The organism is Halomonas sp. KM007 (assembly GCF_050709225.1).
GTDB lineage: Bacteria > Pseudomonadota > Gammaproteobacteria > Pseudomonadales > Halomonadaceae > Vreelandella > Vreelandella hamiltonii.
On the sequence record NZ_CP136131.1, the window covers coordinates 2,004,382 to 2,029,189 of the forward strand.

Consider the following 24,808-nt stretch of genomic DNA (forward strand, 5'->3'; position numbering starts at 1 on the left):
TGCATTGCTATCAGGCGGAGAGCGACAGTGAGCACGCTTATCGAAGACGACTCAACTCTGACGGATCGCTATCAAACGACTGTTCCGGCATCGATTCGCCGGGCGCTAAAGCTGAAGCGCCGAGACCGTATTCATTATACCGTTCGTCCTGATGGTGAAGTGGTGCTTTCCAAGGCGAGTGATGAGGCCAGGCACGACCCTGTGATGGTCAACTTCCTCAATTTTCTAGAGCGCGATCTTCTGGCGCATCCAGAAAATATTCGCCCGGTGACTGCCAGTAGCTTTTCCGAGGCTGAGCGGCTTACCGCAGGTATTGAGGTAGACCTCGAAGAGGCACTGGAAGAGGATGATGACGACGCATGAAACCTCTGGAGGTTAATGGATGGACGATTTATGCCCATCCGTTGTTCTTGGAACAAGTCGAAGCACTCACCTTGAAGGTGAGACATCTTCAATCGAAAGATCCTGCCGGTTATCGAAACAAGGCGGCCACCAAGCGCCTAGCAGCGATCATGAAGCTAGCCTTGAATGATATTCCGCAGGATCCATCAGGCACTCAATATCGCCAAGGGAGCACGCTTGGCACAGAGCACACTCATTGGCAACGAGCAAAGTTCTACCAGCAGTACCGGCTGTTCTTTCGCTATGATGCTGTGAGCAAGATCATTATTTATGCATGGGTCAATGATGACGCTACAAAACGCGCTTATGGCAGTAAGCATGATGCTTACTCTGTCTTTCAGAAAATGCTCAGCAGTGGCAACCCACCGATAGTTGGACAGCCTTACAGAAAGCCTCAATGAGCGAAGTGGAGCGAATCCATTTACTTTTAGCGGCAGATAACAACGATAAGTGACTGCTCCCCGCCCTAGCGGGCGAGGCTTCCCACTTCTCAGGCAGCAACCGGCGATGTGCCGGACTTACGCAAGCCTCCATGGGCAGAGACGGACAGCCCTTCCGCCTTCAACTTCACTATGCCTTGATGCTTGATATTCAGCGCGGCGTTGATGTCTCGGTCGTGGTGCGTGTGGCAGGAGGGGCACTCCCATGACCGGACACTCAACGGCATGGCGTCCACCTTGTGGTGGCAGATATGGCAGGTTTTGGAGCTAGCAAACCACGGGTCGATCTTGACCAGATGCTTGCCCTGCTCCTTGGCCTTGTAATCCAGCTTGGTCACCAAGGCATGCCAGGACGCATCGCCGATGTGCTTGGCGAGGCGGGCGTTCTTCATCATGTTGCGGACCTTCAGCGCCTCGACGATCACCGCTTGGTTGTCGTCAACGAGCTGTCGAGAGAGCTTGTGCTGGAAGTCGTTGCGGGCGTTGGCCAGCCGCTCGTGCGCCTTGGCCACCAGCAGCCGCGCCTTGGCGCGGCGCCGGCTGCCCTTCTGGCAGCGGGAGAGCGCCTGCTGCTTGCGCCGCAGGTTGGCGGCGGCCTGGCGAAGAAAGCGCGGGTTGGCGATCTTGCGGCCGCGAGAGTCAATGGCCAGATGCGACAGCCCCATATCGAGGCCCACGACCTTAGCGGCGTCAACGTCCTTCAGCGGTGCCGGGGCGACCTGCTCTGTTTCGTAGAGCAGCGAGGCGTAGTGTTTCCCGGTGACGGTGCGGGTCAGGGTGATGCTTTTCAGTCGACCTTCGACCTGTCGATGCATCCTGGCCTTGATCGGCCCGAGCTTGGGCACCTTGATCCAGTCGTCGCCGGCCTTGACGCCGACGCAGTGATAGCTGGACTGCTTGCCCCGCTTGCTCTTGAAGCGCGGATAGCCGGCTTTCTGCGCGGGGTCGAAGAAGCGCTGGAAGGCATGATCGAGGTTGAGGCACGCCTGCTGGAGGGCGATGGAATCAGCTTCTTTCAGCCAGCCATACTTGCGGGATTTCTTGGCCACGGGCAGCAGCTTCTTGATGTCGTGCTTGGCGCTCAGCGACTGGCCGTGACGCTTGTGGCGATGGGAAATGATGCGAAGGCCGGTGTTATAGACGAAGCGCACCGCGCCGAACTGGCGGTTCAGGAACTCCGCCTGCTCGGTCGTGGGGTAGAGTCGTACCTTCGTAGCCTTCAGCATGGTGCGCCATTGATGCATGGATATATGTACAGCTTATGCCGCCGGGCCCCATACCGCAAACCCAGCAGCGCTATCGCGCTGCCCGCTTGTATCCCCGCCCGAGTGGGCGAGGGTTTACGCGGATTTTTGCTAAATCATACTAGATCTTTTTGGGCAGATCCGCCGGGGCTTCCAACCCCACGCCCGCCCGCGTGGCCACAATCGCTAATTTCATGGTGCTCCCTAGCAACGTTTCTCAATCGGTTCATTCAGTTTAATGAGCCTGCTCGTTGGCTAAGCCTACTTTATTTCAAGCGTTGAGCGCTACTGAGCGGCCAGCGAGTAAAGCGTTAATGTGCCCCCTGGGCGTTCAATGCGCTGGTCAGTTCGCGGGCAAAGCGCTGGGCGGAGGGCAGGGCGCCAAAGCTCCAGACTGGCGGCAGGCGCAGCAGATGGCCATGTTGAACGCTCGGCAATTGCTGCCACAGGCCGCTCTTTTCCAACTGCGCTTCCACCCCTGCGGGGAGCGGGTCAACGATGACCAGGGTGGCGTCGGGGTAGCGTGCCAGCGCTTCGATACCGACCAAGGCGAAGCCCCAGGCGTTGGTGGGCTCATCCCAGGCGTTGGGCAGCGCCAGCTGTTCCAATACGGCGTTGTAGAGGCTGTTCTCGCCAAATACCCGCACATGCCGAGCATCCATGAACTGCACCATCAGCAATGGAGATGCGTTGCCGGGCGGGTAGCGCAGCTCGCGCATCAGCTGCTGGGCGTTCTCGATCAGCGCGTCGGCTTCTGCGTTGCGTCCGGTCAACTCGCCCAACTGGCGGGTGAGGGTCTGCATTTCCTGCCACGTATCGGTGCCTGGCGAGTAAAGGGCGAAAGTGCCCACCGGCGCGATGCGCTCCAACCGAGGAATCAGCCCGGTAAACATGGGCGAGAGCAGGGTTTGCTCAGGGGGCGATTGGGCCAACTGCTCGAAGTTGGGCTGGGTGCGTAGGCCAAGGTCGCTGACGTGCTCCGGGATACGCGGCTCGCCTACCCAATCGTGATATCCCGGCTGTTGCGCGATACCGCTGACCGGAGCGCCAATCGCCAGCAGCGTTTCGGCGATGGTCCAGTCGATGGTGGCCCACTGGGCGTGGCTGGCGGTGCTGAACAGCAGGGCTGCCGCGAGCAAGCAGCTGCGGGCCAGGGTCGGGAGTCGGGGGATGCAGCGCATGAAGTGGGCACCTGACAATAAGCGCTTTATTTAAACGATTCTGTTTATCAATTGCAAATGGAAACAGCGGAGGTCGCACAAGTCGTCAGCGCGAGACGCCCCAGGGGCGTAACTGCTCCAACATGGTGCATGAGGTGGCTTTCGCCATGCCTTCGCGGGTTTGATGCGTCACAAAGTGAGCCGTAAGGGGTCAGGCGGATAAGCGCGCTGGGTGCCTATCCAAGGCCACCCAGCGTTGCCTCAGCTTGGGTTGCCGGGGGTGGGCTTGCCTTGCTCGGCAGGCTCTGCGGGGGCTGGTGGTACTTCGGCTTCCATGGGCGTGGCCTGTGCGGCGCTGGCTGCTTCCACCGAGGCTTCCAGGCTGGCTACCTGACGCTCCAGCGCCTCGACGCGCGCGCGCGTGCGCTGCAGTACATCCATCAAGATATCAAAGTCTTCCCGTGATACCAGCTCCAGGCGGTCGAAGGCTCCCCGCACCACTTGCTGCACGCCTTTCTGAATGTCTTCCGGGGCCTGGGAAGCGTTCTGTAAACGGTCGCCTATCTGCTGGGCTAAACGGCTGATGCGATCCTGGGGCGTCATGGCTCTCTCCTTAAACGGTGGCGCATAAATGTGGATAGCTTACCTGTAAGGATACGCAACCCTTTGGCAATCCGCATGCCCCGCGTGCGTTTTCTCCTTCAATGCGCTCGTGCGTCAAAAAGAAGCATTGAGCTTTTGGTGATGTACTTTTTTAGTGCAGTGACGGGTGAAAGGAGGTGGGTAGTCGCTCTGCTGATGCCCGTGAAACGTGTTTTTTTAATGTTTAAGGGCATGAATTTAAATAAGAAAAAAACCAATGGCACGGTATGAGCATTAGTAGGGCAAGCACTAAATTCGGGCGGCCACGCCGCTCTCCACCGAGTGGGACTGAACCAGCAGGGGAGATCCGGGATGAAACTCATCACCGCTATCATCAAGCCTTTCAAGCTTGACGACGTTCGTGAAGCACTCGCCGACAACGGCGTGCAGGGGATTACGGTTACTGAGGTCAAGGGATTTGGTCGCCAGAAAGGCCACACCGAGCTGTATCGCGGTGCCGAGTACGTAGTGGACTTTCTGCCCAAGGTGAAAGTGGAAGTGGCCGTGGACGATGCGCGTCTGGAGAGCGTGCTGGATGCCATCTGCAGCGCTGCCAACAGCGGCAAGATCGGTGACGGCAAAGTGTTCGTGACGCCGCTGGAAGATGTCATTCGTATTCGTACCGGAGAGCGCGGCGCCGACGCGGTATAGGCCTGCCCACACAACGACGACCCACTACGTATAACTTCTCTTGGATCACGGGGAACACCTGATGAACGAGCTTACAGAATTGAGCTATGCGCTCGATACGTTTTACTTCCTGATTTGCGGCGTACTGGTCATGTGGATGGCCGCCGGCTTCTCGATGCTCGAGGCCGGTATGGTACGTTCCAAGAACACCGCTGAAATTCTGACCAAGAACATTGCGCTGTTTGCCATTGCCTGCACCATGTACCTGCTGGTGGGCTACTACATCATGTACTCCAGCGGCGAAGGCGGTTTCCTGCCTAGCCTCGGGTTCCTGATCGGTACCGAGAACAGCGTCGATGCGGTGCTGGCCGGTGGTGAGGATGCGCCTTACTACTCCATGCGTTCGGACTTCTTCTTCCAGGTCGTGTTCGTCGCAACGGCGATGTCGATCGTGTCGGGTGCCGTGGCCGAGCGTATGAAGCTGTGGGCCTTCCTGGCCTTCGCGGTGGTCATGACCGCCTTCATCTACCCGGTGTCTGGCTACTGGACCTGGGGCGGTGGCTGGCTGGATGGCGTGGGCTACTCTGACTATGCGGGCTCGGGTATCGTCCACATGGCGGGTGCAGCAGCAGCGTTGGCGGGTGTGCTGGTACTGGGCCCCCGTAAGGGCAAGTATGGCAAGGACGGTTCTATCCACGCGATTCCGGGCGCCAACATGCCGCTGGCCACGCTGGGTACCTTCATCCTGTGGATGGGCTGGTTCGGTTTCAACGGTGGTTCCGAGCTGAAACTGTCGGATGCCGTGTCGGCCAACAACGTTGCTCAAGTGTTCGTGAATACCAATGCGGCGGCCGCGGGTGGCGTGATTGCAGCCCTGGTGCTGGCCAAACTGTGGTTCCGCAAGGCGGACCTGACCATGGCGCTGAACGGTGCGCTGGCAGGCCTGGTCGCCATTACCGCCGACCCGCTGTCGCCTTCTGCGCTGGGTGCCGCCTTGATTGGTGCCATCGGTGGCCTGATCGTGGTCGCTGCCATCGTCACGCTGGACAAGCTGAAGCTGGATGACCCTGTGGGTGCTATCTCGGTTCACGGTGTCGTGGGTATCTGGGGTGTGCTGGCCGTGCCGCTGAACAATGGCGATGCGTCCTTCGGTGCACAGCTGATCGGTATCGTGGGCATCTTCGGCTGGGTGTTCCTGGCGAGCCTGGTGGTATGGCTGGTGCTGAAAGCGGTCATGGGTATCCGTGTCAGCGAAGAAGAAGAGTACGAAGGCGTCGATATCGCAGAGTGTGGCCTGGAAGCCTACCCCGAGTTTGGCGTCAAGAAATAAGCGCCGTGCCATAGCAAGCGGCACTGCTACTCAAGGCCTCCCTCGTGGGAGGCCTTTTGCCGTAGGGAACGGGTCAGGCTTGCCCGCATGTACGTGCCAGGCACAAGGGCTTTTTATTCTCTGGGCTGGCGGGTGTATGCTAGGTGCAATGGGCGTGAGGGACATCGACATCGCGCCGCCGTGTTTCCGGTCAAGACAACCGTTGCATAACCAGAGGATGTGGTCATGAAATTAATCTCAGCCATTATCAAGCCGTTCAAGCTTGATGACGTACGCGAGTCGCTTTCCGATATCGGCGTGCAGGGTATTACGGTGACGGAAGTGAAAGGCTTTGGTCGCCAGAAAGGCCACACAGAGCTGTATCGTGGGGCGGAATACGTGGTGGATTTCCTGCCCAAGGTGAAGCTGGAAGTGGCCGTGGACGACGATATGGCCGAGCAGGTCATCGATGCGATCACCCAAGTGGCCAATACGGGCAAGATCGGCGATGGCAAAATCTTCGTGATGCCGTTGGAGCAGGTCATTCGTATCCGTACCGGCGAAACCGGCAAAGACGCTGTCTAACCACGGTGAATGGTAAGGCGTGAACAGTGAGTCGCGCTGAATCGACAAAGCCCCTGTGGATAATATCCACAGGGGCTTAATGCATAAGGCGACGATGACACGGGCTACGATTTTCTATTCACCTTTCACCCTTCGAACGAGGCTTACTTCTCTACGAAGGCGCGTTCGATGACGTAGTCGCCTGGTTCGCCCATGCGCGGGGAGATGTTCAGCCCCAGTTCATCCAGCAGCGCGCTGGTGTCGTCCAGCATGGCGGGGCTACCGCAGATCATGGCGCGGTCCTGGCGCGGGTCGATGGGCGGCAGGCCAGTGTCGGCAAACAGCTTGCCGCTGCGAATGTGGTTGGTCAGGCGGCCCATGGTGTGGAACTCTTCACGGGTGACCGTGGGGTAGTACACCAGCTTTTCGGCGACTTCTTCACCCAGGTACTCATGGGCGGGCAGCTCCTTGGTGATGAAGTCGGCGTAGGCCAGCTCGGAGACTTCACGCACGCCGTGAATGAGCACGACCTTCTCGAAACGCTCGTAGACTTCCGGGTCCTGGATCAGGCTCATGAACGGCGCCAGGCCCGTGCCGGTGGAGAGCATGTAGAGATTGCGTCCGGGCAGCAGGTCGTCGCATACCAGCGTACCGGTCGGCTTGCGGCTGACCATGATCTGGTCGCCCACCTTCAGGTGCTGTAGGCGCGAGGTGAGCGGGCCATCGGGCACTTTGATGCTGAAGAATTCCAGGTGGTCTTCGTAGTTGGGGCTGGCGATGGAGTACGCGCGCATCAGCGGCTTGCCGTCCACTTCGAGACCGATCATGACGAATTGGCCGTTTTTGAAGCGCAGGCTGCGCTCGCGGGTGGTGCGGAAGCTGAACAGGGTATCGTTCCAGTGGTGAACGCTTAGCACTTCTTCCAGGGCAAACTTGCTCATGCTCACTCCTCCAGAGGCGGCGCGGTCTAAGCCTTGCTCGCCATATTCCAAAAAAGAATAAAAAATAGCTCTATAGGTTGCTCTCAATTCTAAATAAGGGTGGTATATCTGTTAAGCAAATTATCTTGATAACGCTTATCTTTAAAATCGATATAGCCCTTCGCCGATCACTCGACAGATAGGTTTTGGTCATGCACTACACCCTGCGTCAGCTAGAAGTCTTCGTAGCCGTTGCTCAGCACGAGAGCGTTTCTCACGCGGCGCGCGCGCTGGCCATGTCGCAATCGGCCACCAGCACAGCGCTGGCGGAGCTGGAGCGCCAGTTCGATTGCCAGCTGCTCGACCGCATTGGTAAGCGGCTAAAGCTCAACGCGCTCGGCTTCCAGCTACTGCCCAAGGCGGTGGCCCTGCTGGACCGCGCCGAGGAGGTCGAAGAGCTGCTGCGGGGCCAACAGGGTGTAGGGGCGTTAGACGTCGGCGCGACGCTCACCATTGGTAACTATCTCGCCACGCTGCTGATCAGCGATTTCATGCAGCGCTACCCTGGCAGCCGTGTGCGTCTGGCGGTGCGCAATACACGGCATATTATCGAGGGGGTGCGCCAGCATTCGCTGGACCTGGGGCTGATCGAAGGGCAGTGCGATGACGATATGATCATCAGCCAGCCCTGGGTCGAGGATGAGCTGTGCGTGTTCTGCTCGCCTCGCCACCCGTTGGCAGGGCGAGAGCATCTGGAGCTGGATCAGCTGCTGCGGGAAGATTGGATCATGCGCGAGGAGGGCTCCGGTACGCGTATGACGCTGGAGCATGCCGCCCGCCACCGTCGCAGCCGCTTCAATACGCTATTGGAGCTGGAACATACCGAGGGCATTAAACGCGCGGTGGAGTCGGGCCTTGGCATTGGCTGCGTTTCACGGCTGGCGCTGCGCGATGCCTTCCGGCGGGGTAGCCTGGTGCCACTGCCCACGCCGGAGTTGGATCTAAAGCGCCAGTTCACCTTTATCTGGCATCGCCACAAGTACCTGACCACCGGCGTGCGGGAGTTTTTAAGGCTCTGCCGCGAAATGACCGCCGGGGCCAAGCGCAGTGACGATATCCCGCTGCCACCGATTCCCTAGCGGTTACACCTTGGCCTTTTCAGGGCTTGGCAGCGCCTGAGCCAGGTGCTGCGACGCCTCTAGCGTAAAGCCACCCACTAGCGCGGCCAGCCTGTCCGCTTGGTCTTTAAGCTGCTCGGCCGCGGTGGTGGACTCTTGCACCAGGGCGGCGTTTTGCTGGGTCATCTGATCCAGGTCGGTCACCGCGATGCTGACTTGGTTGATCCCGTCGTTCTGCTCACCGGCTGCCGTACTGATATCGCCCAGCATTTGGGTGACGCGCGTCACGCTATCGGCCAGCTCGTGCATGGCGGCTTCGGCGTCGCGTACCATTTGCGTGCCGCTTTCGACCTTATCGGCAGACGCATCGATGCGCTGGCGAATGTCCTTGGCGGCGTCGCTGCGGCGCGAGGCGAGCTTGCGCACTTCATCGGCCACCACGGCAAAGCCGCGCCCGTGTTCGCCAGCCCGCGCTGCTTCTACTGAGGCGTTGAGTGCCAGCAGATTGGTTTGGAAGGCAATGCTGTTCATCAGCAAGAGGCGAAAGAGCGTATCGAGTGCCATCCTTGAACCAGTAGAACAAAGATTCATGGTTAACGCATGACATGGCCGCCACCGCGAGCGCTGCGGCGGCCATGGAGGAGTGGCAGACGAGACGTTTAGAAGGTCTCTGACGTGCGCGGTAAGCGATCCTGCGGCGCTTGCAGCGCGGGTGATGCCGCGTTAGAGAGTTTGAAACTGCTGATCGTGCCGGTCAGGCGATCCGCCTGCTCTTTCAACTGCTCGGCGGCGGTGGTGGACTCTTCCACCATGGCGGCGTTTTCCTGGGTCATCCGGTCAAGCTCGGCCACGGCGATGTTGACCTGTTTGATGCCATCGCTTTGCTCGCTGGTTGCAGCGTTGATCTCTTCCAGTACGTCGGTTACGCGGGTGATGTGGTCCACGATATCCTTCATCGTGCTACCCGCATTGCGTACCAACGAGGTGCCGTTATTCACCTTGGCTTGCGAGTCTTCGATCAGTTTCTGGATATCGTTGGCCGCGTCGCTGCTGCGGCCCGCCAGTTTGCGCACTTCCTCTGCCACGACGGCAAAGCCACGGCCGTGTTCACCTGCGCGGGCAGCCTCGACCGAGGCGTTCAGTGCCAGCAGATTGGTTTGAAAAGCGATGCTGTTCATCAACGTGACAATATCGCCAATCTTGTTAGAGGCGTCGGAAATATCTTCCATGGTGGTGACCACGTTCGACACCACCTGACCACCCTCTTTCGCGACTTCGGTGGCCGCGTGGGAGAGCTTGTTGGCTTCCTGTGCTGAGGCCGCCGTGTGCTGCACGGTGCTGGTGATTTGCTCTACCGATGCGGAGGTTTGCTGCAGGCTAGACGCCGCGTTGTCGGTACGGCGGGAGAGGTCTTGGCCGCCCATGGCAATCTCGTTAGCGGCGTGGTGCACCGATTCGCTGCTGGTGCGCACATCGATTAAGACGTGCTCCATTTTGTTAACAAAGCGGTTAAAGGCGCTAGCGATTTGAGTGACTTCGTCGTTGCCTTCTTCTGGCAGACGCTGGGTGAGGTCGCCCTCGCCGGAGGCGATATTATCCATCGCGTTGCGCACCCCCAGCAGGCGGCGCAACAATAGCGACAGCAGCAGCCCAAATACCACAGCGGTAATGGCTGCAACGATCAATAGGGTAACAATAGATGTAGTGGCAATGGCGCGTAGTCCTGCGGTGGCCTCCGCTTCATCCAGTGCTACGACAAGCTGCCAGTCGCTATTGCCGCCTACAGCACTGCCCATTAGCAGTTTATCGCTGCCTTGCAGAGCTAGCGGCTGTGGGGAGTCTGCCTGCACGATGCGAGTGAGGTCCGAAGGCGTGAGCGCATCGCTTAATACACTTGAAGGCTCCAGCGTCAGCGACTCATCCGGATGGGCAACCAGCGTGCCATCGTTGGTGGTTAGAAAGCCAAAGCTAGACGGTGTGGGGGAAATGCTGGCAACAATATCGATAACGTCAGCAATCGTAATATCGGCCCCAACCACAGCGGCTAGTTCGCCGTTTTGATAGAAGGGGCGAGCGAAGGTAATGATCAGGCCGCCCGTTTGAGCATCGACATACGGGGCGGTGATGATAGTGTCTTGCGCGTTCACCGCGCCTTGATACCAGGGACGCTGGCGTGGGTCATAATCGCTAGGGGGTTGCCAGCCGTCTGAGAAAATTCCCTCTGATGTGGACGGGTAAGCAATGTAAGCGGTCATAAAGTCGCCAGAATCGGCTAATTGTCGCAAGGCTTGTAGCGGCTCTTCGCTACCTGCAGTGTGTTCCATGCTGGCTAACATCGTGTAGCGCGCATTGAACCACTCATCGATGGCCTGTGTGTTTCCATTCACAACAGCGCTTAGGTTGCGATTAACCTGCTCACTATTGTGATGCTTTACAGTCGTGTAACTAGCAATGCCATTCACCGTTAAAGCCAACACAATAGCGATAAGGGCCGCTAGCAAGATACGTAAACGTAGGGAAGAAAACATAGTCGCTCTCGGGATCATCAGGGTTCATGATGGGTATCGGCGAGAGCGACTACGCCTTTAGTAAAAAGCAGGAAAAAAAGTTAGTAAGCGCTAACTGTAGTGTTAACGAAGATCGCTGACCGCGTTCTGAATATCAGCCATGGACGCTTTGCTGAGGTCTTTCGAGAGCGTGTGGGTGACCAGCTTCTGCGTGGGGTTATCGAGCTTCTCTTTGAGCAGCCCCAAGAACTTGGGAGGCGCGACCATGATCAGCTTGTCCATGCTGTTGTCCACCCGCGCAGTGTAGAGTCGCTGGGCGACTTCTTTGGCAAACAGCTCGTTTTCATGTTGGGAGGCCGCGCCTTCCTCGCCGGATGAGCGCGATGACGTTGACGTAGACTCATGAACATCGGCACCGCGGCGGTCCGTGATCAAGTCGCCTTCATGCAGCCTGCCTGCAGCGTGTACCAAGCTCTCCTGCTCGGCGAGGTGAAGTGCATCACGGGTGAAGATACGTGCCCGAGCGGCGTCGGCTACCACGATATAGGTGGTCATTGTCATACGTCCTCCATGTCATTGATTACCCTTTAACCATGGCAACCGTTCCGTGTTTGGTCAAACACGGTTTTCATAGAGAAAAGAGCATGGATATAGACGACTCACGTCATCATTGGCGAAACCGCTATCTGCTGATGCGCCACGGCCATAGCCAGGCTAACGCACAAGGCACCATCATCAGCTCCCCCGAGCGAGGGCTGTTGGCGTATGGGCTGTCGCCGCAGGGCGAGCAGCAGCTGGCAGATACCGTCGCACGGTGGCACTGGCCGGTACCCACACAGGTCGTGCATTCGGACTTTTTACGCACCACGCACACCGCCGCCCGAGTGGCCGCCGCGTTTGGGTTGGAGATGCAAAAAGAGGAGCGCTTGAGGGAGCGCCACTTTGGTGAATTGGAGGGCAAGGCGGATAGCCACTACCCGGAGGTGTGGGCCTTCGATGCCCAGAACGCCGACCACACCCAGTGGCAGGTGGAGCCGGTCAAGCGTGTCGCGGCGCGCATGGTCGCTGCGCTGGAAGCGTTGGAGCAACGCTTTGAGGGTGAAACGGTACTGGTGGTGAGCCACGGTGACCCGTTACAAATTCTGCTCACGGCGCTGGCAGGTAAGCCATTGACCCAGCACCGTGAGCAGCCTGCGCTACTGCCTGCCAGCATTACGCTCGTGGGTGGTTAAGCGCCCGCTTTGGGAGAAATCCAGGCGATCATATCTACCTCCACATCCGCACTGCCCGCAAGCCCGGTCACGCCGATGCAGGTGCGGGTGGGCAGCGTTAATGCCCCAGAATCTGGCTCAAGAAGAGCTGGGTGCGCTCGGACTGCGGGTTATTGAAGAACGGCTCAGGCGCGTTCTCTTCAATGATTTGCCCTTGGTCCATAAAGATCACGCGGTCGGCCACGGTTTTGGCAAAGCCCATCTCGTGGGTGACACAGAGCATGGTCATGCCCTCTTCGGCCAGTTCGATCATGACGTCCAGTACTTCCTTGATCATTTCCGGGTCAAGGGCCGAGGTGGGCTCATCGAACAGCATGACGTCCGGGTGCATGCACAGCGAGCGGGCAATGGCGACCCGCTGCTGCTGACCACCGGAAAGCTGGCCGGGATATTTCTTCGCCTGTTCGGCGATGCGTACCCGCTGCAGGTAGCGCATGGCCTGCTCTTCGGCTTCTTTGCGCGGCTTTTTCTGTACCCACATAGGGGCGATACAGCAGTTCTCCAGCACCGTGAGGTGAGGGAACAGGTTGAAGTGCTGGAACACCATGCCGACGCTACGGCGAACTTGCTCGATGCGCTTGACGTCTTGGGTGAGCGGTACGCCGCCTACCACAATCTCGCCTTTCTGATGCTCTTCCAGGTGGTTGATGCAGCGGATCATGGTGGATTTGCCCGAGCCAGAAGGCCCGCAAATGACGATCCGCTCGCCGCGTTTCACTTCCAAGTAGATATCGCGAAGTACGTGGAAATCGCCGTACCACTTGTTGACGCCGCGCATTTCGACCATCAGATCCGAAGTACCGGTGCCAGGGTTATGGGAAGCTGCTTGTGTCATGTCACTATCCTGCTAAAAAATCGTTGATAAAAGCGGCGTTAACGCCTGTGGCCGGTATGCAGCTTGCGTTCTAGGTACTGACTGTAGCGCGACATGCTGAAACAGAAGATCCAGAACATGAAGGCGGCAAACACGTAACCTTCCAACGAGAAGCCTAACCAGCGCGAGTCGGCCAGTGCCGCTTGCACGATCCCCAAAAGGTCAAAGAGCCCGATAATCATGACCAGGGTGGTGTCTTTAAACAGTGAGATAAACGTATTCACGATGCCTGGAATCATCATCTTCAACGCCTGGGGAAGGATGATCAGCCCCATGCGTTTCCAGTAGGTCATGCCGAGAGCCGCTGCCGCCTCTTCCTGGCCTTTAGGGATGGCCTGTAAGCCGCCACGAATGACCTCGGCCATATAGGCGCTCTGGAACAGCGTTAAGCCGATCAGGGCACGCACTAGGCGGTCAACGCTCATATCGGAGGGCAGGAACAGCGGCAGCATGACCGAGGCCATAAACAGCACGGTGATCAGCGGCACACCGCGCCAGAACTCGATAAACACCACGCAAAAGCTTTTGACGATCGGCATGTTAGAGCGCCGACCCAGGGCCAGCACAATACCGATCGGCAGCGCGCCCACCATGCCCACTGTGGCTAACAGTAGCGTCAGCATCAGGCCACCCCAGCGGTGAGTAGGCACTTGGGGAAGGTCAAAGTAGCCGCCGTAAAGCAGTACGAACGAAATAATGGGGAATGCCACCAGCGCAAAGATGGCCACCCAGCGCTTGAAAGGCAGCTTGGGAATCGCCAGCCAGCCAATCAGCGAAAAGAACATAGCGAACACGATATTGGCGCGCCAGGTCTCCTCGCTGGGGTAAAGGCCGTAAATAAACTGGGATAAACGTGCGTTGATAAATACCCAGCAGGCGCCTTCGCGAGAGCAGTCGTCGCGGGTAGTGCCTACCCAGTCGGCGTTGATAAACGCCCACTGCACGGTCGGTACCACGAGCAGGTAGAGAATATAGAGGCCGACTAAGGTGAAAATAGTATTAATCGGGCCGTTAAACAGGTTGGTGCGCAGCCAAGCAGCAGCCCCAACAGAGCTACTAGGCGCTGGTCGCTGCTCAATCACGGTTTGGTTATGAATCATGTATGGCTCCTCGCCTCAGCCTAGCGTTCAACCAGCGCCACGCGGGCGTTGAACCAGTTCATGAACATCGACACCAGCAGGCTGATCGTCAGATACACCGCCATAGTCATCGCAATGACCTCGATGGCTTGGCCTGTCTGGTTCAGCGTGGTGCCCGCAAACACCGACACGAGGTCCGGATAGCCAATGGCGGTGGCCAGCGACGAGTTCTTGATCAGGTTGAGGTACTGGCTGGTCAGCGGGGGAATAATGACCCGCAACGCTTGAGGAATGATGACGAGGCGCAGCACCAGGTTGCGCGGCAGACTCAGGGCCTGTGCCGCTTCGGTTTGGCCATGAGAAATGGCCTGTATGCCTGAGCGCACGATCTCGGCGATGAACGAGGCGGTGTAGATCGATAGTGCAAACCATAGCGCCAGGAACTCGGGAATCACCGTAATACCGCCGCGGAAGTTAAAGCCACGCAGTTCGGGCATTTCCCAAGTGACGGGCACGCCAGTCACCAACATAACCAACAGCGGCAAGCCAAAAATCAGCGCCAAGGAGATCCAGTAGGCAGGAATTCGCTGCCCCGTGCCTTCCTGGCGGCGCTTCGCCCAAATCACCAGCGCAATGCTGGCCACAATGGCGATCACAAAGGTCACGGGAATCAGCCCAAAGCCCGATTCGAATAGCGGCTCAGGTAGATAAAGCCCGCGTACGTTAAGAAACACGGCCTCGCCGAACGCAAGGCTTTCTCGAGCGCTGGGGAGCGCCCGCAGCACGGCAAAGTACCAAAAGAAAATCTGCAGCAGCAGCGGAATGTTACGAAAGGTTTCGATATACGCGGCGGCTAGCTTGGCGATCAGCCAGTTGGGCGATAGACGAGCGATACCGACGATAAAGCCAATGATGGTGGCGGCAATAACGCCCAACCCACCCACCAGCAGCGTATTCAGCAGGCCCACGAAGAAGGTGCGGCCATAGGTGCTTTGGGAAGAGTAGTCGATCAGACTCTGAACGATCCCGAAGCCTGCGGTGTTGTTAAGAAAACCGAACCCGGTAGTGATCCCGCGAGAGGAAAGGTTGTCTTGAACATTACCGACGATATAGAACAGAAACGCAATAACGGCAGCAATGAGTAAAAACTGAAAGATCAGCGCACGCTTTGCGCGGTCTCGCCAGAACGGAGGCTTTTGGCCAACGGGGCGAGCGTTAGGTCTTACGGACATGGATGGCGTCTCCGCTACACGGAAGGTCAATCAAATGGCCCGCCGATACCCTTGAGTGTTGATGGCAAGGGCCGGCGGGCCGGGGTCAAGCGAGACGCTTAGCGAATCGGCGGTGCGTACTGGAAGCCACCCTGGTTCCACAGAGCGTTGACGCCCCGTTCGATTTCCAACGGTGAACCCATACCTACGTTGCGCTCAAAGCTTTCACCGTAGTTACCTACTTGGCTCAGGATGTTGTAAGCCCAGTCGGCTTCAAGACCCATGCCTTCACCATAGTTGCCGTCCTGACCCAGCAGGCGAGCTACGTCCGGGTTCTCAGAGCTGAGCATCTCTTCAGCGTTCTCGCTGGTCACGCCGTACTCTTCACCGTTGATCATGGCGAACAGCGACCACTTGACGATGTTGAACCACAGGTCGTCACCCTGACGTACCACGGGGCCCAGCGGCTCCTTGGAGATGACGTCGGGCAGAATCATTGCAGAAGCGGGGTCGTCCAGTTGGATGCGCAGTGCGGCCAGCTGAGAGGTGTCAGAGGTTAGTACGTCACAGCGGCCCGCCTGGAAGCCGCCTACCGTTTGCTCAGAGGTATCGAAAACGATGGGGTCGAACTCCATGCCGTTGGCACGGAAGTAGTCCGCCAGGTTCAGCTCGGTAGTGGTGCCTGATTGAATACAAATCGCCGCGCCATCCAGCTCCGAAGCACTGGAAATACCCAGGTCACGAGACACCAAGAAGCCTTGGCCGTCGTAGAAGGTCACCCCGGTGAAGTTTAGGCCTAGCGTGGTGTCACGGGTGGTCGTCCAGGTGGTGTTACGAGAAAGGACATCCACTTCGCCGGACTGCAGCGCGGTGAAACGCTCAACGGCGTTCAGGGAAATGTAGTTAACGGCGTCCGCATCGCCCAGTACGGCGGCGGCCACGGCACGGCATACGTCAACATCGAGACCTTGCCATTCGCCGCTATCGTCCGGCGCGGAAAAACCTGGCAAGCCATCACTAACGCCACACTGTACGGCACCGCGAGAGCGCGTTTCTTCTAATGTGTTCGCTTGCGCGGTAGCGATACCGGCCAGCGTAATTGCACCCGCAGAGGCAAGCAGTACCAGGTGTTTTTTGTTAACCATGTGTGTTCCCCTTCCTCGATTTAGTGTCGTTATGCATGTCGATGCATGCCTAAAAGCTAGCAAGGAAGGTGCCAAAAAAGATATGTCGGCAAATTCAGCGGTTTTCAACGTAAAATCAGCGAATTTAACGAAAGTATTGGTGCAAAAAAGTGCTCCAGCGGCTACGCGATGCTCCGCTTTGGTGCGTAGCCGTTGGTGTGGGCAGGTGGCCGCAGGCTCGTCGGTCAGCGAATCGGCGGGGCGTATTGAATACCGCCGTCTTTCCAGAGCGCGTTTAAGCCTCGTGCAATCTTAAAATCAGAGCCTGTGCCCACGTTACGGTCATAAATGTCCGCGTAATTACCTACCTGCTTGACGACCTGGTAGGCCCAGTCGGCGCTGATGCCCATGGGGCTGCCGAAATCGCCATCCTGGCCCAGCAGGCGCTGTACGTCAGGGTTGTCGCTGTCGAGCTGCTCGTCCACGTTCGCCTGGGTGACTTCCAGCTCTTCGGCATTGAGCATGGCAAACAGCGTCCATTTGACGATATTGAACCACTGGTCGTCGCCCTGGCGCACGGCCGGGCCCAGCGGCTCCTTGGAGATGATCTCGGGCAGCACCACGGCCATGTCGGGGTCGGCCAGCTGCATCCGCTGGGCATAGAGCTGCGAGGCATCGGAGCTCAGCACGTCGCAGCGGCCTGCTTCGAACCCGGCAATCGACTGCTCGGGAGAGTCGAAGACCACGGCATCGTAGGTCATGCCGTGGATTCTGAAGTAGTCGGACAGGTTCAGTTCGCTGGTGGTGCCTGACTGAGTGCAAACAGCCGCCCCATCCAGTTCTTTTGCGCTCTGTACGCCGAGGTCGCTGGCCACCATAAACGCCTGGCCGTCGTAGTAGCTGACGCCAGTGAAGTTCATCCCGAGGGTGGTGTCGCGGCTGGAGGTCCAGGTGGTGGTGCGGGAGAGCACGTCCACTTCGCCAGACTGCAGTGCGGCAAAACGCTCCACCGAGTCTAACGGTACGAAATTGACTTTGCTGGCATCACCTAGCGCGGCAGCGGCAATGGCGCGGCACACATCGGTGTCCAGGCCGCGGTATTGGTCGTTATCGTCCAGCGATGAGAAGCCGGGCTGGGCGGCGTTAACGCCGCAGCGCACGCTGTCGCGCTCTTGAATGGCCTCAAGGGTATCGGCCATGGCCGTGGCAGGTACCCAGAGAGCGGGTGCTAATAGAGTGATTCCCAATCCTAACCAACGCGTTGTAGTCATTTATTATTCCTTAACGTCGAGCGCAGCAACTCCTACGCAATCGGGATAGGGGGGAACCCATAGGTTCCGCCCCTCCCACACCACCCGGCATGCGGGTCCGCACCGGGCGGTTCGAGAAGTTGAGGTTTCACGAGAGTCTCGGCACTCCCAACCGATCGAAGTAGGCAATGGTCAGCACATTATGGATGGCAGAGCGACTGTTATGCCACCAGCGACGACTCAGCGCCGCCACGGATTCCGCAACCCAGGAACTCGCGCCTAAGCGGGTCAGCTCCCGGTAGATCGTCTTGCCCCGTCGCCAGTGCCGGAGGTGGAGCATTCTCAGGCGGCGACGTATCCACTCATCCAGTGATCGCCAGATGCGTGGCGTTTGTGCCAGCCTGAAGTACCCTTTCCAGCCGAGCAGGTAACTGCGGAGCTTCTCCACCACCTGTGCCATGCTGCGACCACCTGCCCCCCGGGTCAGTTGCCTGATCCGGAGCTTGAACGCCTGTAACGCCTTGGCGGATACCGCCCGTCGAACGTCTCCACCCCTCCCTTGCCACAGGGCGTAGCCGAGGAACTGGCGACCGAACACGCTGGCGACTGCACTTTTGGATTCGTTGATCACCAAGCGCAGTTTGTTGTAACACCGGCGTAGCAGGCGCATCACCCGTTCTCCCGCCTTCTCACTGCGAACGTAAACGTTGCAGTCATCAGCGTAACGGGCGAAGCAGTGCCCCCGACGTTCCAGCTCTTTATCCACCTCGTCCAGCAGAACGTTGGCCAGCAACGGCGAGAGCGGCCCGCCTTGCGGCGTGCCCTCATGCCGATCCATGACCACGCCACCATCCATGATGCCCGCGTTGAGATACGCACGCACCAGCCGGATGACTCCGGGGTCGTTTATGCGTTTCTTCAGGCGGTCGATCAGGATGTCGTGGTTAACCCGGTCGAAGAACTTCGACAGGTCAACGTCCACTACGATATGGCGGCCCTGTTGGGCGTAGCGTTGCGCAGCCAGCACCGCATCGTGGGCCCGGCGGCCCGGGCGGAAGCCGTGGCTGTGCTCGCTGAAGGTGGGATCAATCAGAGGTTGCAGCACTTGCAGCAGTGCCTGTTGAATCAGACGGTCGGTGACGGTGGGGATACCCAGTTCCCGCTCACTGCCGTCCGGTTTCGGGATGCCTACCCGACGAACGGGTTGTGGTTGGTAGGAGCCGCTCAGCAATTGCTGGCGAAGCTCCGGCCACACCCATCGCAGGTGTTCGGCGGTCTGGGCAATATCCAGCCCGTCCACACCTGCCGATCCCTTGTTGGCCTTCACGCGCTTCCATGCCCGCTGCATATTCTCTCGTGCGAACGCCTGCTCAAGCAGGCTTCGCCCTGCGCCCTCCGGTTCTTGTCGCGGGAGTCCTGTTTCATCGCTGATCGCATTCGGTAAGGCTTCACCTTCCCGTTCCGCGACCCGCCCCGCTGACGCGGGCATCTGATGCTGTACAGTTTTCATCGACAAGGCGTTTGACGCTCCTTCTCGTTCAGCCCTTCGCCCTGACCAAGCAGCTACTATGGCTTCTGCTGACTTCTCGCTCCGTGTTGCCACGTCGCCCTTTCAGACATGAGGCGAGATCTCCCCGGGTAAGAACACACTCCTTCACCGCACAACCGCCGGATTTACACCGCCTCGCCTTGGCCACAAGAGCTTCGCGGCTTCTAGCCCGCTCGCCCTGCTTGGCAGTGCCTCGTATCCGATTCTTGTTCATCGGCTCACGGTTTACGCTCCACGCTTCCTCCCCACGGTCGGTCGCCCTTCCGCAGTTGCGCTTCGCTTCGTTCGCTGTGGCCAGCTCACGGGAGGACTTGCACCTCCAGGAGTGCGCCCGTGCCGGGCGCACTAAAAAAGCCGGGCAGAGCCCGGCCAGATACCTAGCGTAGCTGCCCGCTTATGCGAAGGCTTTACGCATAAAGGGCGGCAGCGCCAAGGCTCCACGATGGGCCTCTGCTGTGTAGTACTGTAGCGGCATTTCGTGGCTGGCGGCAGCTTCTTCGCGGAAGCTTTCAACGCTGGTGCCTTTACCTGCCAACGTCACGCTCCACCAGCCAGAGGGGTAGACCGGTTGGGGGAAGGGTAAAGTGGCCACGCTGTCGAAGCCCGCTTCGCGCATGTCGTTGCGCAGTTCGCGAATGATCGAACCGCTATGGTAAAGCGGCGACTCGCTCTGCTGCACCATCACTCCGCCACTTTTCAGAATACGGTGGCAGCGTTTCAGGAAGTCGGTCTTGAACAGGCCTTCGGCTGGGCCAACCGGGTCGGTGGAGTCGATGATCAGCAGGTCGATGCTCTCGTCGGCCGCGTCGTCTACCCACTTCACGCCGTCGGCAAACAGCAGCTCGGCCCGGGGGTCGCCGTTGGCTTCCACGAGTTCGGGGAAAAAGCGCTCGGCGGCCTTGGTGACTTCCTCGTCGATATCGATCTGGGTGACCTTCTCGACGCCCGGATGGCGCAGCACTTCTTTCAAGGTGCCGCAGTCGCCGCCACCAATGATGACCACGCGCTTGGGGTCCTGATGGGTGAACAGCGCCGGGTGGGCGATCATTTCGTGATACAGGAAGTTGTCGCGGTCGGTGAGCATCACGCAGCCATCCAGCACCATCAGGTTGCCGTAGGTTTCGGTGGCGTACACTTCCAGGTGCTGGTAAGGGCTTTGCACATCCAGCAGTTTTGCAGAAACTTTCAGCGAGAAAGCGCTGCCGTGGCTATCAAAGACTTCGGTAAACCACTGGTCGTCGCGTAGGTCGCTCATTGCTTGGCTCCTGGGCATGAGTCGTTCGATTGAGTCGGAATGCCCTGATGGTACTGCGGGCTCAAGTCGTGCAGCGCCTCCATAAAGGCGGTGACATGATCAGGGTTGGTGAACTGGCTGATGCCGTGGCCCAAGTTGAACACGTGGCCCGGACCGTGGCCGTAGCTCTCCAGTACGCGAGCCACTTCGGCGCGAATGGCCGAAGGGCGCGCAAACAGCACGTTGGGGTCTAAATTACCCTGCAGGGCGACTTTATGGCCTACGCGGGCGCGAGCGTCAGAAAGCTCGGTCGACCAGTCGATACCCAGCGCGTCGGCACCGGCGCAAGCAATGTGTTCAAGCCACTGGCCGCCGTTTTTGGTGAACAGGATCACCGGCACGCGGCGGCCATCGTGCTCGCGGATCAGCCCAGAGACGATCTGCTCCATGTAGCGCAGCGAGAACTCCAGGTAGGCCGGTGTGGACAGCGCGCCGCCCCAGGTATCAAAAATCTGTACCGCCTGGGCACCGGCGCGGATCTGGGCATTCAGGTAGTCGGTGACCGCTTGTGCCAGGGTGTCCAGCAGCTGGTGCATGGTGTCGGGCGTGTCGTACAGCATGGTCTTCAGGTGACGGAAGTCCTTGCTGGAGCCGCCTTCGACCATGTAGGTGGCCAGCGTCCAAGGGCTGCCGGAAAAGCCGATCAGCGGCATGCGGCCGTTGAGCTCACGACGGATCGTGGAGACCGCCCGCATCACGTAGTCCAGGTCGCGCTCGGCATTGGGCACGGTGAGCGCGGCGACTTCTTCGGCGGTGCGTACGGTCTTCTTGAATTTGGGGCCTTCACCAGTTTCGAAGTACAGGCCCAATCCCATGGCATCGGGGATGGTCAAAATGTCCGAGAACAGGATGGCGGCGTCGAGCGGGTAGCGCTCCAGCGGCTGCAGGGTGACTTCACAGGCCAGGTCATGATTGCGGCACAGGTCCATGAAGCTGCCCGCATCGGCGCGGCTGGCGCGGTACTCGGGCAGGTAACGGCCCGCTTGACGCATCATCCACACCGGAGTGCGGTCGACAGGCTGGCGCGCCAGCGCGCGAAGAAAACGGTCGTTCTGCAAAGGTGTGGTGGTCATAAACACTTGCTCTTGGAAAATTTGCCCGCATTGTAAGGGAGTCAGCACATCCGACGATAGGAATTGTACGTGAAGTTGGGCAGCGGTGGCGCCTGTTGGCTGGCCAACATCGTCGCACCCCGGCCAATCGTGAGGCTTGCGCCACTTCCTGTTAGACTATGCGCCCACTTGCCAACACTGATGTGGATAACTGGCCTGGTTCATCTGTGAGGTAATCCGTGACCATTCGCTTCATCGCCGCTTCCCGGCTGCCCACCCCCTGGGCCACGTTCACCATGCATGGCTTCGAAGACGATGCCACGGGGAAAGACCATATTGCGCTCACCCTGGGCGATGTGCGCGATGGCGCGCCGGTGCTGGGGCGGGTGCACTCCGAGTGCCTGACGGGCGATGCGCTGTTTTCCATGCGCTGCGACTGTGGCTACCAGCTGCAGGAAGCCCTCAAGCGCATTGCCAGCGAAGGCCGCGGGGTACTGCTGTACCTGCGTCAGGAGGGGCGCGGTATTGGCCTGCTCAACAAGATTCGCGCCTACCATTTGCAGGACCAGGGGGCGGATACCGTGGAGGCCAACGAGCAGCTCGGCTTCGGTGCCGACATGCGCCGCTATGACCTCTGCGTGCCGATGTTGGAGCATCTGGGCGTCACGGCCCTCAAGCTGATGACCAACAACCCCCGCAAGGTCGATGCGCTCACCCGCGATGGGGTCAACGTGGTAGAGCGTCAGCCCATCACCACCGGCCTCAACCCGCATAACGAGCAGTACCTGGCCACCAAGGCGGGCAAGCTGGGCCACATGATGGCGCTGGATGACTTCACCCAGGCCAGCGATGTGGATATCGAGCGCAAGGGGTGATAAGAGTGGGGCGTCGGATGTTGGGAGCGCCCCAGTATGAAGACTGTACGAAAAGAATCGTATGTCGGCGTGAATGAACCGCCGCTTGAAGAGCAGGGGGAGTTCAGCCCCCTCGAAGAGTGGCTGCACAGCGTTACCCATGGCATTGGTGCGGTACTCAGCTTGGTGGGTATGGTCATATTGCTGGTGGCGACCAGCGTAGCTGCTCACGTGGATGCCTGGAAAGTGGTGAGTCTGAGTCTTTACGGCACAACGCTGCTACTGCTTTACACTGCCTCGACCCTTTACCACGGCATTTCTCATCGCCGCTGGAAGCAGCGTTTTCAACTGCTTGACCATTGTGCGATTTACCTCCTTATCGCAGGCACCTACACCCCCTTTCTACTTTGCCGTTTATAGCACCGTATTGCCCCACGCTTCGACGGCGTAGTGGTTATTGACTGGCAGCACGGCTGCCCAGGGGCTCAGCAGGCCTGACGCAAGCGGCCATGATCCGGCTGTTGAAGAGCGGTGAAGACGATCCCCCTGGATGCAGCAGGTGCGGCACTGATGGCTTGCATCCGGGAGGGACAGTTAGCAGATAAGACTTTTCGCACAAATCCCAAGCCGAAAACTCAAGCTTCAAAATATTAAGCCTAAAGGTAACTATTCAGCACCGGTTGGCTGAGTCGGGGCTTCTTGCTGCATGAAGGCTGGCACCTCCCCCGCAAACAGTTGCTCCAGTGCGGTATGCGCCGCTACCCCTTGCTTGACGGCGGTCGAGAGAAAGCTACGCATGCGGCAGAAGATCTCAGCACCCTCCCAGGAGCGGAAACAGCCCGAGATTTTCTGCTGGACCTTGGTCATTCGCAGATCGCGCTCCCCCTGGTTGTTGGTGAAGGGAGCGGCAGGGTCGTCGAGGAAGCGCAACACGTCGTCCTCGTACGCCTGGAGGCGTTCCAGGAGGTTGCGCGGCTTGGTGCGCTTGGCCCGGCCTCGCGTTCCAGGTGGCGGTTTCACCGGCGGGGGGCACTCGGCGTCCCCTTTCGCCAGGCAATCTCGATAGCGCTGCCGCCAGGCTCGGGTCTCATCGGCCGAGAGGCAGCCGTCGGCCACCTCCACGGCGCGATGCATCTCCAACAACAGGTCATGCAAGGCCTTGGCCCATGCCTGGCCATCGTTCTCCCAGGCCGCTGTCAGCTCCCGAAGGTGGTGCGCATTACAGAGCGCGTGCCGGCAATCCGGATAGCGGTAGTAGGGCTTCCAGTGATCATGCACCAGCACGCCACGCACGAAGGGCAATACGCCGATGGCGTCCATCGCTTCCTGGCCGCGCTTGGGGTGCGGGGCCAACCAGGTCAGGGCCTCGTTGGAGGCGCTGTGTAGCCAGTAGCGTTTGCCACCGACCTGCATTCCGGTTTCATCGGCATGGACGGTGGCTGCTTCACGTAGCGCCGGGATCACCCACTCGGCGAACGCCTCGGCCCGCTGGTAGGCCTCCTGGTTGAAGGCGAACAGGGTGCCGGTGCTCAGCGACAGGCCGCACTGCGAGGTGAGCAACTCGCGGATACGCGCATAGGGCAACAGCTGATACTGGGAGAGATAGACGACATGCGCCTTGAGGCGAGGGCCATACTGGATGGGGCGAGTCACGCCCTCGGGGAATGGCGCCACGTAGCGTTGCCCCTGATCATCTTCGAGGACCTCAGCCTGATATTCGGTGACCACGGCCTGGATTACGATGTCCTGCACTTGGCGCGTTTCGACGCCGACCGGGCGGTAAGAACGCCCCTTGGGGAGTTGCCGACGATCGACACGGAGCTTGACCACCTCGTCGGGGTCCGTCACCGGCGCCAACGTCTTACCCTCATGCCCTGGCTGTCCGCCGGGGCGCCGCTCGCCTTTGGCGCGCGAGCGGCGCTGGCGATTGGGATCCTGGGACGGTGGCTTGCTGCTGTTGCGGCTACTGGTGGCCAGGCGATCGGCCATGAGCTTGACCAGCAACATCAGCACATCGATGGCCGCACGCAGCGACGGAGAGACCGTCTGGTCTTCCTTGAGCTGCTGTCGGACCCGCTCCAGAGCCTCGTCGACGTTGATATCGCTGATGGTCATGTCACCGCATAGATATGCCGAAGGATTAGGCACACTATGCCAGAAAAATCAGCTGGTTGGCGATATCCCATCCGCAGCCACCTGAATAGTTACGCCTAAAGTAGTATTAGGGATGGCTCTTGTCCGGGATGTAGGTAATGCTGTGTGGCCTGAACGATCACGGCGGGTTGGCATAGCGATGCCTATCGCCACACCCGTA

At 59.2% G+C, this 24,808-nt stretch carries 23 protein-coding genes and 2 pseudogenes; 9 read left to right on the plus strand and 16 right to left on the minus strand.

The window, feature by feature from the left end:
- Window positions 1-27: 27 nt before the first annotated feature.
- The gene (locus RVM27_RS09430; protein ID WP_144981397.1) at window positions 28-363 is read left to right on the plus strand and encodes a type II toxin-antitoxin system PrlF family antitoxin; all 336 of its coding nucleotides are present in this window, start codon (window positions 28-30) and stop codon (window positions 361-363) included.
- Entirely contained in the window at window positions 360-803 is a 444-nt protein-coding gene (locus RVM27_RS09435) for a type II toxin-antitoxin system YhaV family toxin (RefSeq protein WP_287807087.1), read from the plus strand. The genes RVM27_RS09430 and RVM27_RS09435 overlap by 4 nt, the downstream gene beginning before the upstream one ends.
- An 89-nt stretch (window positions 804-892) precedes the next feature.
- On the opposite strand, the gene RVM27_RS09440 is transcribed toward RVM27_RS09435, so the two are convergent.
- From RVM27_RS09440 to RVM27_RS09450, 3 genes are all read right to left on the minus strand, one after another.
- Window positions 893-2,068, minus strand: a complete 1,176-nt coding sequence (locus tag RVM27_RS09440) for an RNA-guided endonuclease InsQ/TnpB family protein (RefSeq protein WP_144981391.1) — start codon at window positions 2,066-2,068, stop codon at window positions 893-895.
- 329 nt (window positions 2,069-2,397) lie between these two features.
- Window positions 2,398-3,267, minus strand: a complete 870-nt coding sequence (locus RVM27_RS09445; protein ID WP_287804861.1) for an ABC transporter substrate-binding protein — start codon at window positions 3,265-3,267, stop codon at window positions 2,398-2,400.
- A gap of 240 nt (window positions 3,268-3,507) precedes the next feature.
- Window positions 3,508-3,849, minus strand: coding sequence for an accessory factor UbiK family protein (locus RVM27_RS09450; protein ID WP_498956420.1), 342 nt, complete (start codon window positions 3,847-3,849; stop codon window positions 3,508-3,510).
- Window positions 3,850-4,200: 351 nt separating this feature from the next.
- Here RVM27_RS09450 and RVM27_RS09455 point away from each other — a divergent pair, with 351 nt between their 5' ends.
- The 3 genes from RVM27_RS09455 (at window position 4,201) to glnK (ending at window position 6,412) form a co-directional block, all read left to right on the plus strand.
- Entirely contained in the window at window positions 4,201-4,539 is a 339-nt protein-coding gene (locus RVM27_RS09455) for a P-II family nitrogen regulator (protein ID WP_007112359.1), read from the plus strand.
- A gap of 61 nt (window positions 4,540-4,600) precedes the next feature.
- Window positions 4,601-5,848 carry an ammonium transporter gene (locus tag RVM27_RS09460; RefSeq protein WP_287804855.1) on the plus strand — a complete coding sequence of 416 codons (1,248 nt, stop codon included), beginning with the start codon at window positions 4,601-4,603 and terminating at the stop codon, window positions 5,846-5,848.
- 225 nt (window positions 5,849-6,073) lie between these two features.
- A complete protein-coding gene (gene glnK / locus RVM27_RS09465) occupies window positions 6,074-6,412 on the plus strand; it encodes a P-II family nitrogen regulator (protein ID WP_009098335.1) in 339 nt (112 codons plus the stop codon).
- A gap of 143 nt (window positions 6,413-6,555) precedes the next feature.
- On the opposite strand, the gene RVM27_RS09470 is transcribed toward glnK, so the two are convergent.
- Window positions 6,556-7,332, minus strand: coding sequence for a ferredoxin--NADP reductase (locus RVM27_RS09470; protein ID WP_498956421.1), 777 nt, complete (start codon window positions 7,330-7,332; stop codon window positions 6,556-6,558).
- A 191-nt stretch (window positions 7,333-7,523) separates the two neighbouring features.
- Here RVM27_RS09470 and RVM27_RS09475 point away from each other — a divergent pair, with 191 nt between their 5' ends.
- Entirely contained in the window at window positions 7,524-8,450 is a 927-nt protein-coding gene (locus tag RVM27_RS09475; RefSeq protein WP_044629892.1) for a LysR family transcriptional regulator, read from the plus strand.
- A gap of 3 nt (window positions 8,451-8,453) precedes the next feature.
- Here RVM27_RS09475 and RVM27_RS09480 read toward each other — a convergent pair.
- The 3 genes and pseudogenes from RVM27_RS09480 to RVM27_RS09490 all read right to left on the minus strand — a co-directional run.
- Window positions 8,454-8,963, minus strand: a pseudogene (locus tag RVM27_RS09480) (methyl-accepting chemotaxis protein); the annotation flags it as partial.
- Between the two features lie 125 nt (window positions 8,964-9,088).
- Window positions 9,089-10,957, minus strand: a complete 1,869-nt coding sequence (locus RVM27_RS09485; RefSeq protein WP_498956422.1) for a methyl-accepting chemotaxis protein — start codon at window positions 10,955-10,957, stop codon at window positions 9,089-9,091.
- 102 nt (window positions 10,958-11,059) lie between these two features.
- Complete coding sequence (locus RVM27_RS09490; protein ID WP_044629926.1) at window positions 11,060-11,491, minus strand: host attachment protein; 432 nt, start codon at window positions 11,489-11,491, stop codon at window positions 11,060-11,062.
- 89 nt (window positions 11,492-11,580) lie between these two features.
- Here RVM27_RS09490 and RVM27_RS09495 point away from each other — a divergent pair, with 89 nt between their 5' ends.
- Window positions 11,581-12,168: a histidine phosphatase family protein gene (locus RVM27_RS09495; RefSeq protein ID WP_228168779.1), complete on the plus strand. Its 588-nt coding sequence runs from the start codon at window positions 11,581-11,583 to the stop codon at window positions 12,166-12,168.
- A gap of 97 nt (window positions 12,169-12,265) precedes the next feature.
- Here the strand turns inward: RVM27_RS09495 and RVM27_RS09500 are convergent, their stop codons facing one another.
- The 8 genes from RVM27_RS09500 to hemE all read right to left on the minus strand — a co-directional run bounded on the left by RVM27_RS09500 (window position 12,266) and on the right by hemE (window position 21,661).
- Window positions 12,266-12,994, minus strand: a complete 729-nt coding sequence (locus RVM27_RS09500) for an amino acid ABC transporter ATP-binding protein (RefSeq protein WP_498941774.1) — start codon at window positions 12,992-12,994, stop codon at window positions 12,266-12,268.
- An 86-nt stretch (window positions 12,995-13,080) separates the two neighbouring features.
- The gene (locus RVM27_RS09505) at window positions 13,081-14,181 is read right to left on the minus strand and encodes an amino acid ABC transporter permease (protein ID WP_498956423.1); all 1,101 of its coding nucleotides are present in this window, start codon (window positions 14,179-14,181) and stop codon (window positions 13,081-13,083) included.
- A gap of 20 nt (window positions 14,182-14,201) precedes the next feature.
- On the minus strand, window positions 14,202-15,392 hold the full coding sequence (locus RVM27_RS09510) for an amino acid ABC transporter permease (protein WP_498956424.1): 1,191 nt from the start codon (window positions 15,390-15,392) through the stop codon (window positions 14,202-14,204).
- A gap of 98 nt (window positions 15,393-15,490) precedes the next feature.
- Window positions 15,491-16,516 carry an amino acid ABC transporter substrate-binding protein gene (locus tag RVM27_RS09515; RefSeq protein ID WP_287804840.1) on the minus strand — a complete coding sequence of 342 codons (1,026 nt, stop codon included), beginning with the start codon at window positions 16,514-16,516 and terminating at the stop codon, window positions 15,491-15,493.
- Between the two features lie 224 nt (window positions 16,517-16,740).
- The gene (locus RVM27_RS09520; protein WP_498956425.1) at window positions 16,741-17,766 is read right to left on the minus strand and encodes an amino acid ABC transporter substrate-binding protein; all 1,026 of its coding nucleotides are present in this window, start codon (window positions 17,764-17,766) and stop codon (window positions 16,741-16,743) included.
- A gap of 127 nt (window positions 17,767-17,893) precedes the next feature.
- A complete protein-coding gene (gene ltrA / locus RVM27_RS09525; RefSeq protein WP_498957762.1) occupies window positions 17,894-19,255 on the minus strand; it encodes a group II intron reverse transcriptase/maturase in 1,362 nt (453 codons plus the stop codon).
- Between the two features lie 433 nt (window positions 19,256-19,688).
- A complete protein-coding gene (gene speE / locus RVM27_RS09530) occupies window positions 19,689-20,549 on the minus strand; it encodes a spermidine synthase (protein ID WP_498956426.1) in 861 nt (286 codons plus the stop codon).
- Complete coding sequence (gene hemE, locus RVM27_RS09535; protein WP_016915400.1) at window positions 20,546-21,661, minus strand: uroporphyrinogen decarboxylase; 1,116 nt, start codon at window positions 21,659-21,661, stop codon at window positions 20,546-20,548. The genes speE and hemE overlap by 4 nt, the downstream gene beginning before the upstream one ends.
- Before the next feature lie 218 nt (window positions 21,662-21,879).
- Between hemE and ribA the strand changes: the two genes are divergently transcribed.
- The gene (ribA, locus tag RVM27_RS09540; protein ID WP_498956427.1) at window positions 21,880-22,515 is read left to right on the plus strand and encodes a GTP cyclohydrolase II; all 636 of its coding nucleotides are present in this window, start codon (window positions 21,880-21,882) and stop codon (window positions 22,513-22,515) included.
- Window positions 22,516-22,551: 36 nt separating this feature from the next.
- Window positions 22,552-22,911: pseudogene (gene trhA / locus RVM27_RS09545) on the plus strand (PAQR family membrane homeostasis protein TrhA); the annotation flags it as partial.
- Between the two features lie 249 nt (window positions 22,912-23,160).
- Here trhA and tnpC read toward each other — a convergent pair.
- On the minus strand, window positions 23,161-24,609 hold the full coding sequence (tnpC, locus tag RVM27_RS09550) for an IS66 family transposase (RefSeq protein ID WP_154487592.1): 1,449 nt from the start codon (window positions 24,607-24,609) through the stop codon (window positions 23,161-23,163).
- Between the last annotated feature and the right edge of the window lie 199 nt (window positions 24,610-24,808).

What these genes read in the sequence shown, in the direction of transcription:
- RVM27_RS09470 (WP_498956421.1), bottom strand. Translation starts at nt 7,332, where the DNA reads ATGAGCAAGTTTGCCCTGGAAGAAGTGCTAAGCGTTCACCACTGGAAC.
- RVM27_RS09490 (WP_044629926.1), bottom strand. Translation starts at nt 11,491, where the DNA reads ATGACCACCTATATCGTGGTAGCCGACGCCGCTCGGGCACGTATCTTC.
- ltrA (WP_498957762.1), bottom strand. Translation starts at nt 19,255, where the DNA reads ATGAAAACTGTACAGCATCAGATGCCCGCGTCAGCGGGGCGGGTCGCG.
- RVM27_RS09520 (WP_498956425.1), bottom strand. Translation starts at nt 17,766, where the DNA reads ATGACTACAACGCGTTGGTTAGGATTGGGAATCACTCTATTAGCACCC.
- RVM27_RS09475 (WP_044629892.1), top strand. Translation starts at nt 7,524, where the DNA reads ATGCACTACACCCTGCGTCAGCTAGAAGTCTTCGTAGCCGTTGCTCAG.
- RVM27_RS09505 (WP_498956423.1), bottom strand. Translation starts at nt 14,181, where the DNA reads ATGATTCATAACCAAACCGTGATTGAGCAGCGACCAGCGCCTAGTAGC.
- RVM27_RS09460 (WP_287804855.1), top strand. Translation starts at nt 4,601, where the DNA reads ATGAACGAGCTTACAGAATTGAGCTATGCGCTCGATACGTTTTACTTC.
- RVM27_RS09455 (WP_007112359.1), top strand. Translation starts at nt 4,201, where the DNA reads ATGAAACTCATCACCGCTATCATCAAGCCTTTCAAGCTTGACGACGTT.
- hemE (WP_016915400.1), bottom strand. Translation starts at nt 21,661, where the DNA reads ATGACCACCACACCTTTGCAGAACGACCGTTTTCTTCGCGCGCTGGCG.
- RVM27_RS09485 (WP_498956422.1), bottom strand. Translation starts at nt 10,957, where the DNA reads ATGTTTTCTTCCCTACGTTTACGTATCTTGCTAGCGGCCCTTATCGCT.
- RVM27_RS09500 (WP_498941774.1), bottom strand. Translation starts at nt 12,994, where the DNA reads ATGGTCGAAATGCGCGGCGTCAACAAGTGGTACGGCGATTTCCACGTA.
- glnK (WP_009098335.1), top strand. Translation starts at nt 6,074, where the DNA reads ATGAAATTAATCTCAGCCATTATCAAGCCGTTCAAGCTTGATGACGTA.
- RVM27_RS09510 (WP_498956424.1), bottom strand. Translation starts at nt 15,392, where the DNA reads ATGTCCGTAAGACCTAACGCTCGCCCCGTTGGCCAAAAGCCTCCGTTC.
- RVM27_RS09435 (WP_287807087.1), top strand. Translation starts at nt 360, where the DNA reads ATGAAACCTCTGGAGGTTAATGGATGGACGATTTATGCCCATCCGTTG.
- RVM27_RS09445 (WP_287804861.1), bottom strand. Translation starts at nt 3,267, where the DNA reads ATGCGCTGCATCCCCCGACTCCCGACCCTGGCCCGCAGCTGCTTGCTC.
- tnpC (WP_154487592.1), bottom strand. Translation starts at nt 24,609, where the DNA reads ATGACCATCAGCGATATCAACGTCGACGAGGCTCTGGAGCGGGTCCGA.
- RVM27_RS09440 (WP_144981391.1), bottom strand. Translation starts at nt 2,068, where the DNA reads ATGCTGAAGGCTACGAAGGTACGACTCTACCCCACGACCGAGCAGGCG.
- RVM27_RS09450 (WP_498956420.1), bottom strand. Translation starts at nt 3,849, where the DNA reads ATGACGCCCCAGGATCGCATCAGCCGTTTAGCCCAGCAGATAGGCGAC.
- speE (WP_498956426.1), bottom strand. Translation starts at nt 20,549, where the DNA reads ATGAGCGACCTACGCGACGACCAGTGGTTTACCGAAGTCTTTGATAGC.
- RVM27_RS09495 (WP_228168779.1), top strand. Translation starts at nt 11,581, where the DNA reads ATGGATATAGACGACTCACGTCATCATTGGCGAAACCGCTATCTGCTG.
- RVM27_RS09515 (WP_287804840.1), bottom strand. Translation starts at nt 16,516, where the DNA reads ATGGTTAACAAAAAACACCTGGTACTGCTTGCCTCTGCGGGTGCAATT.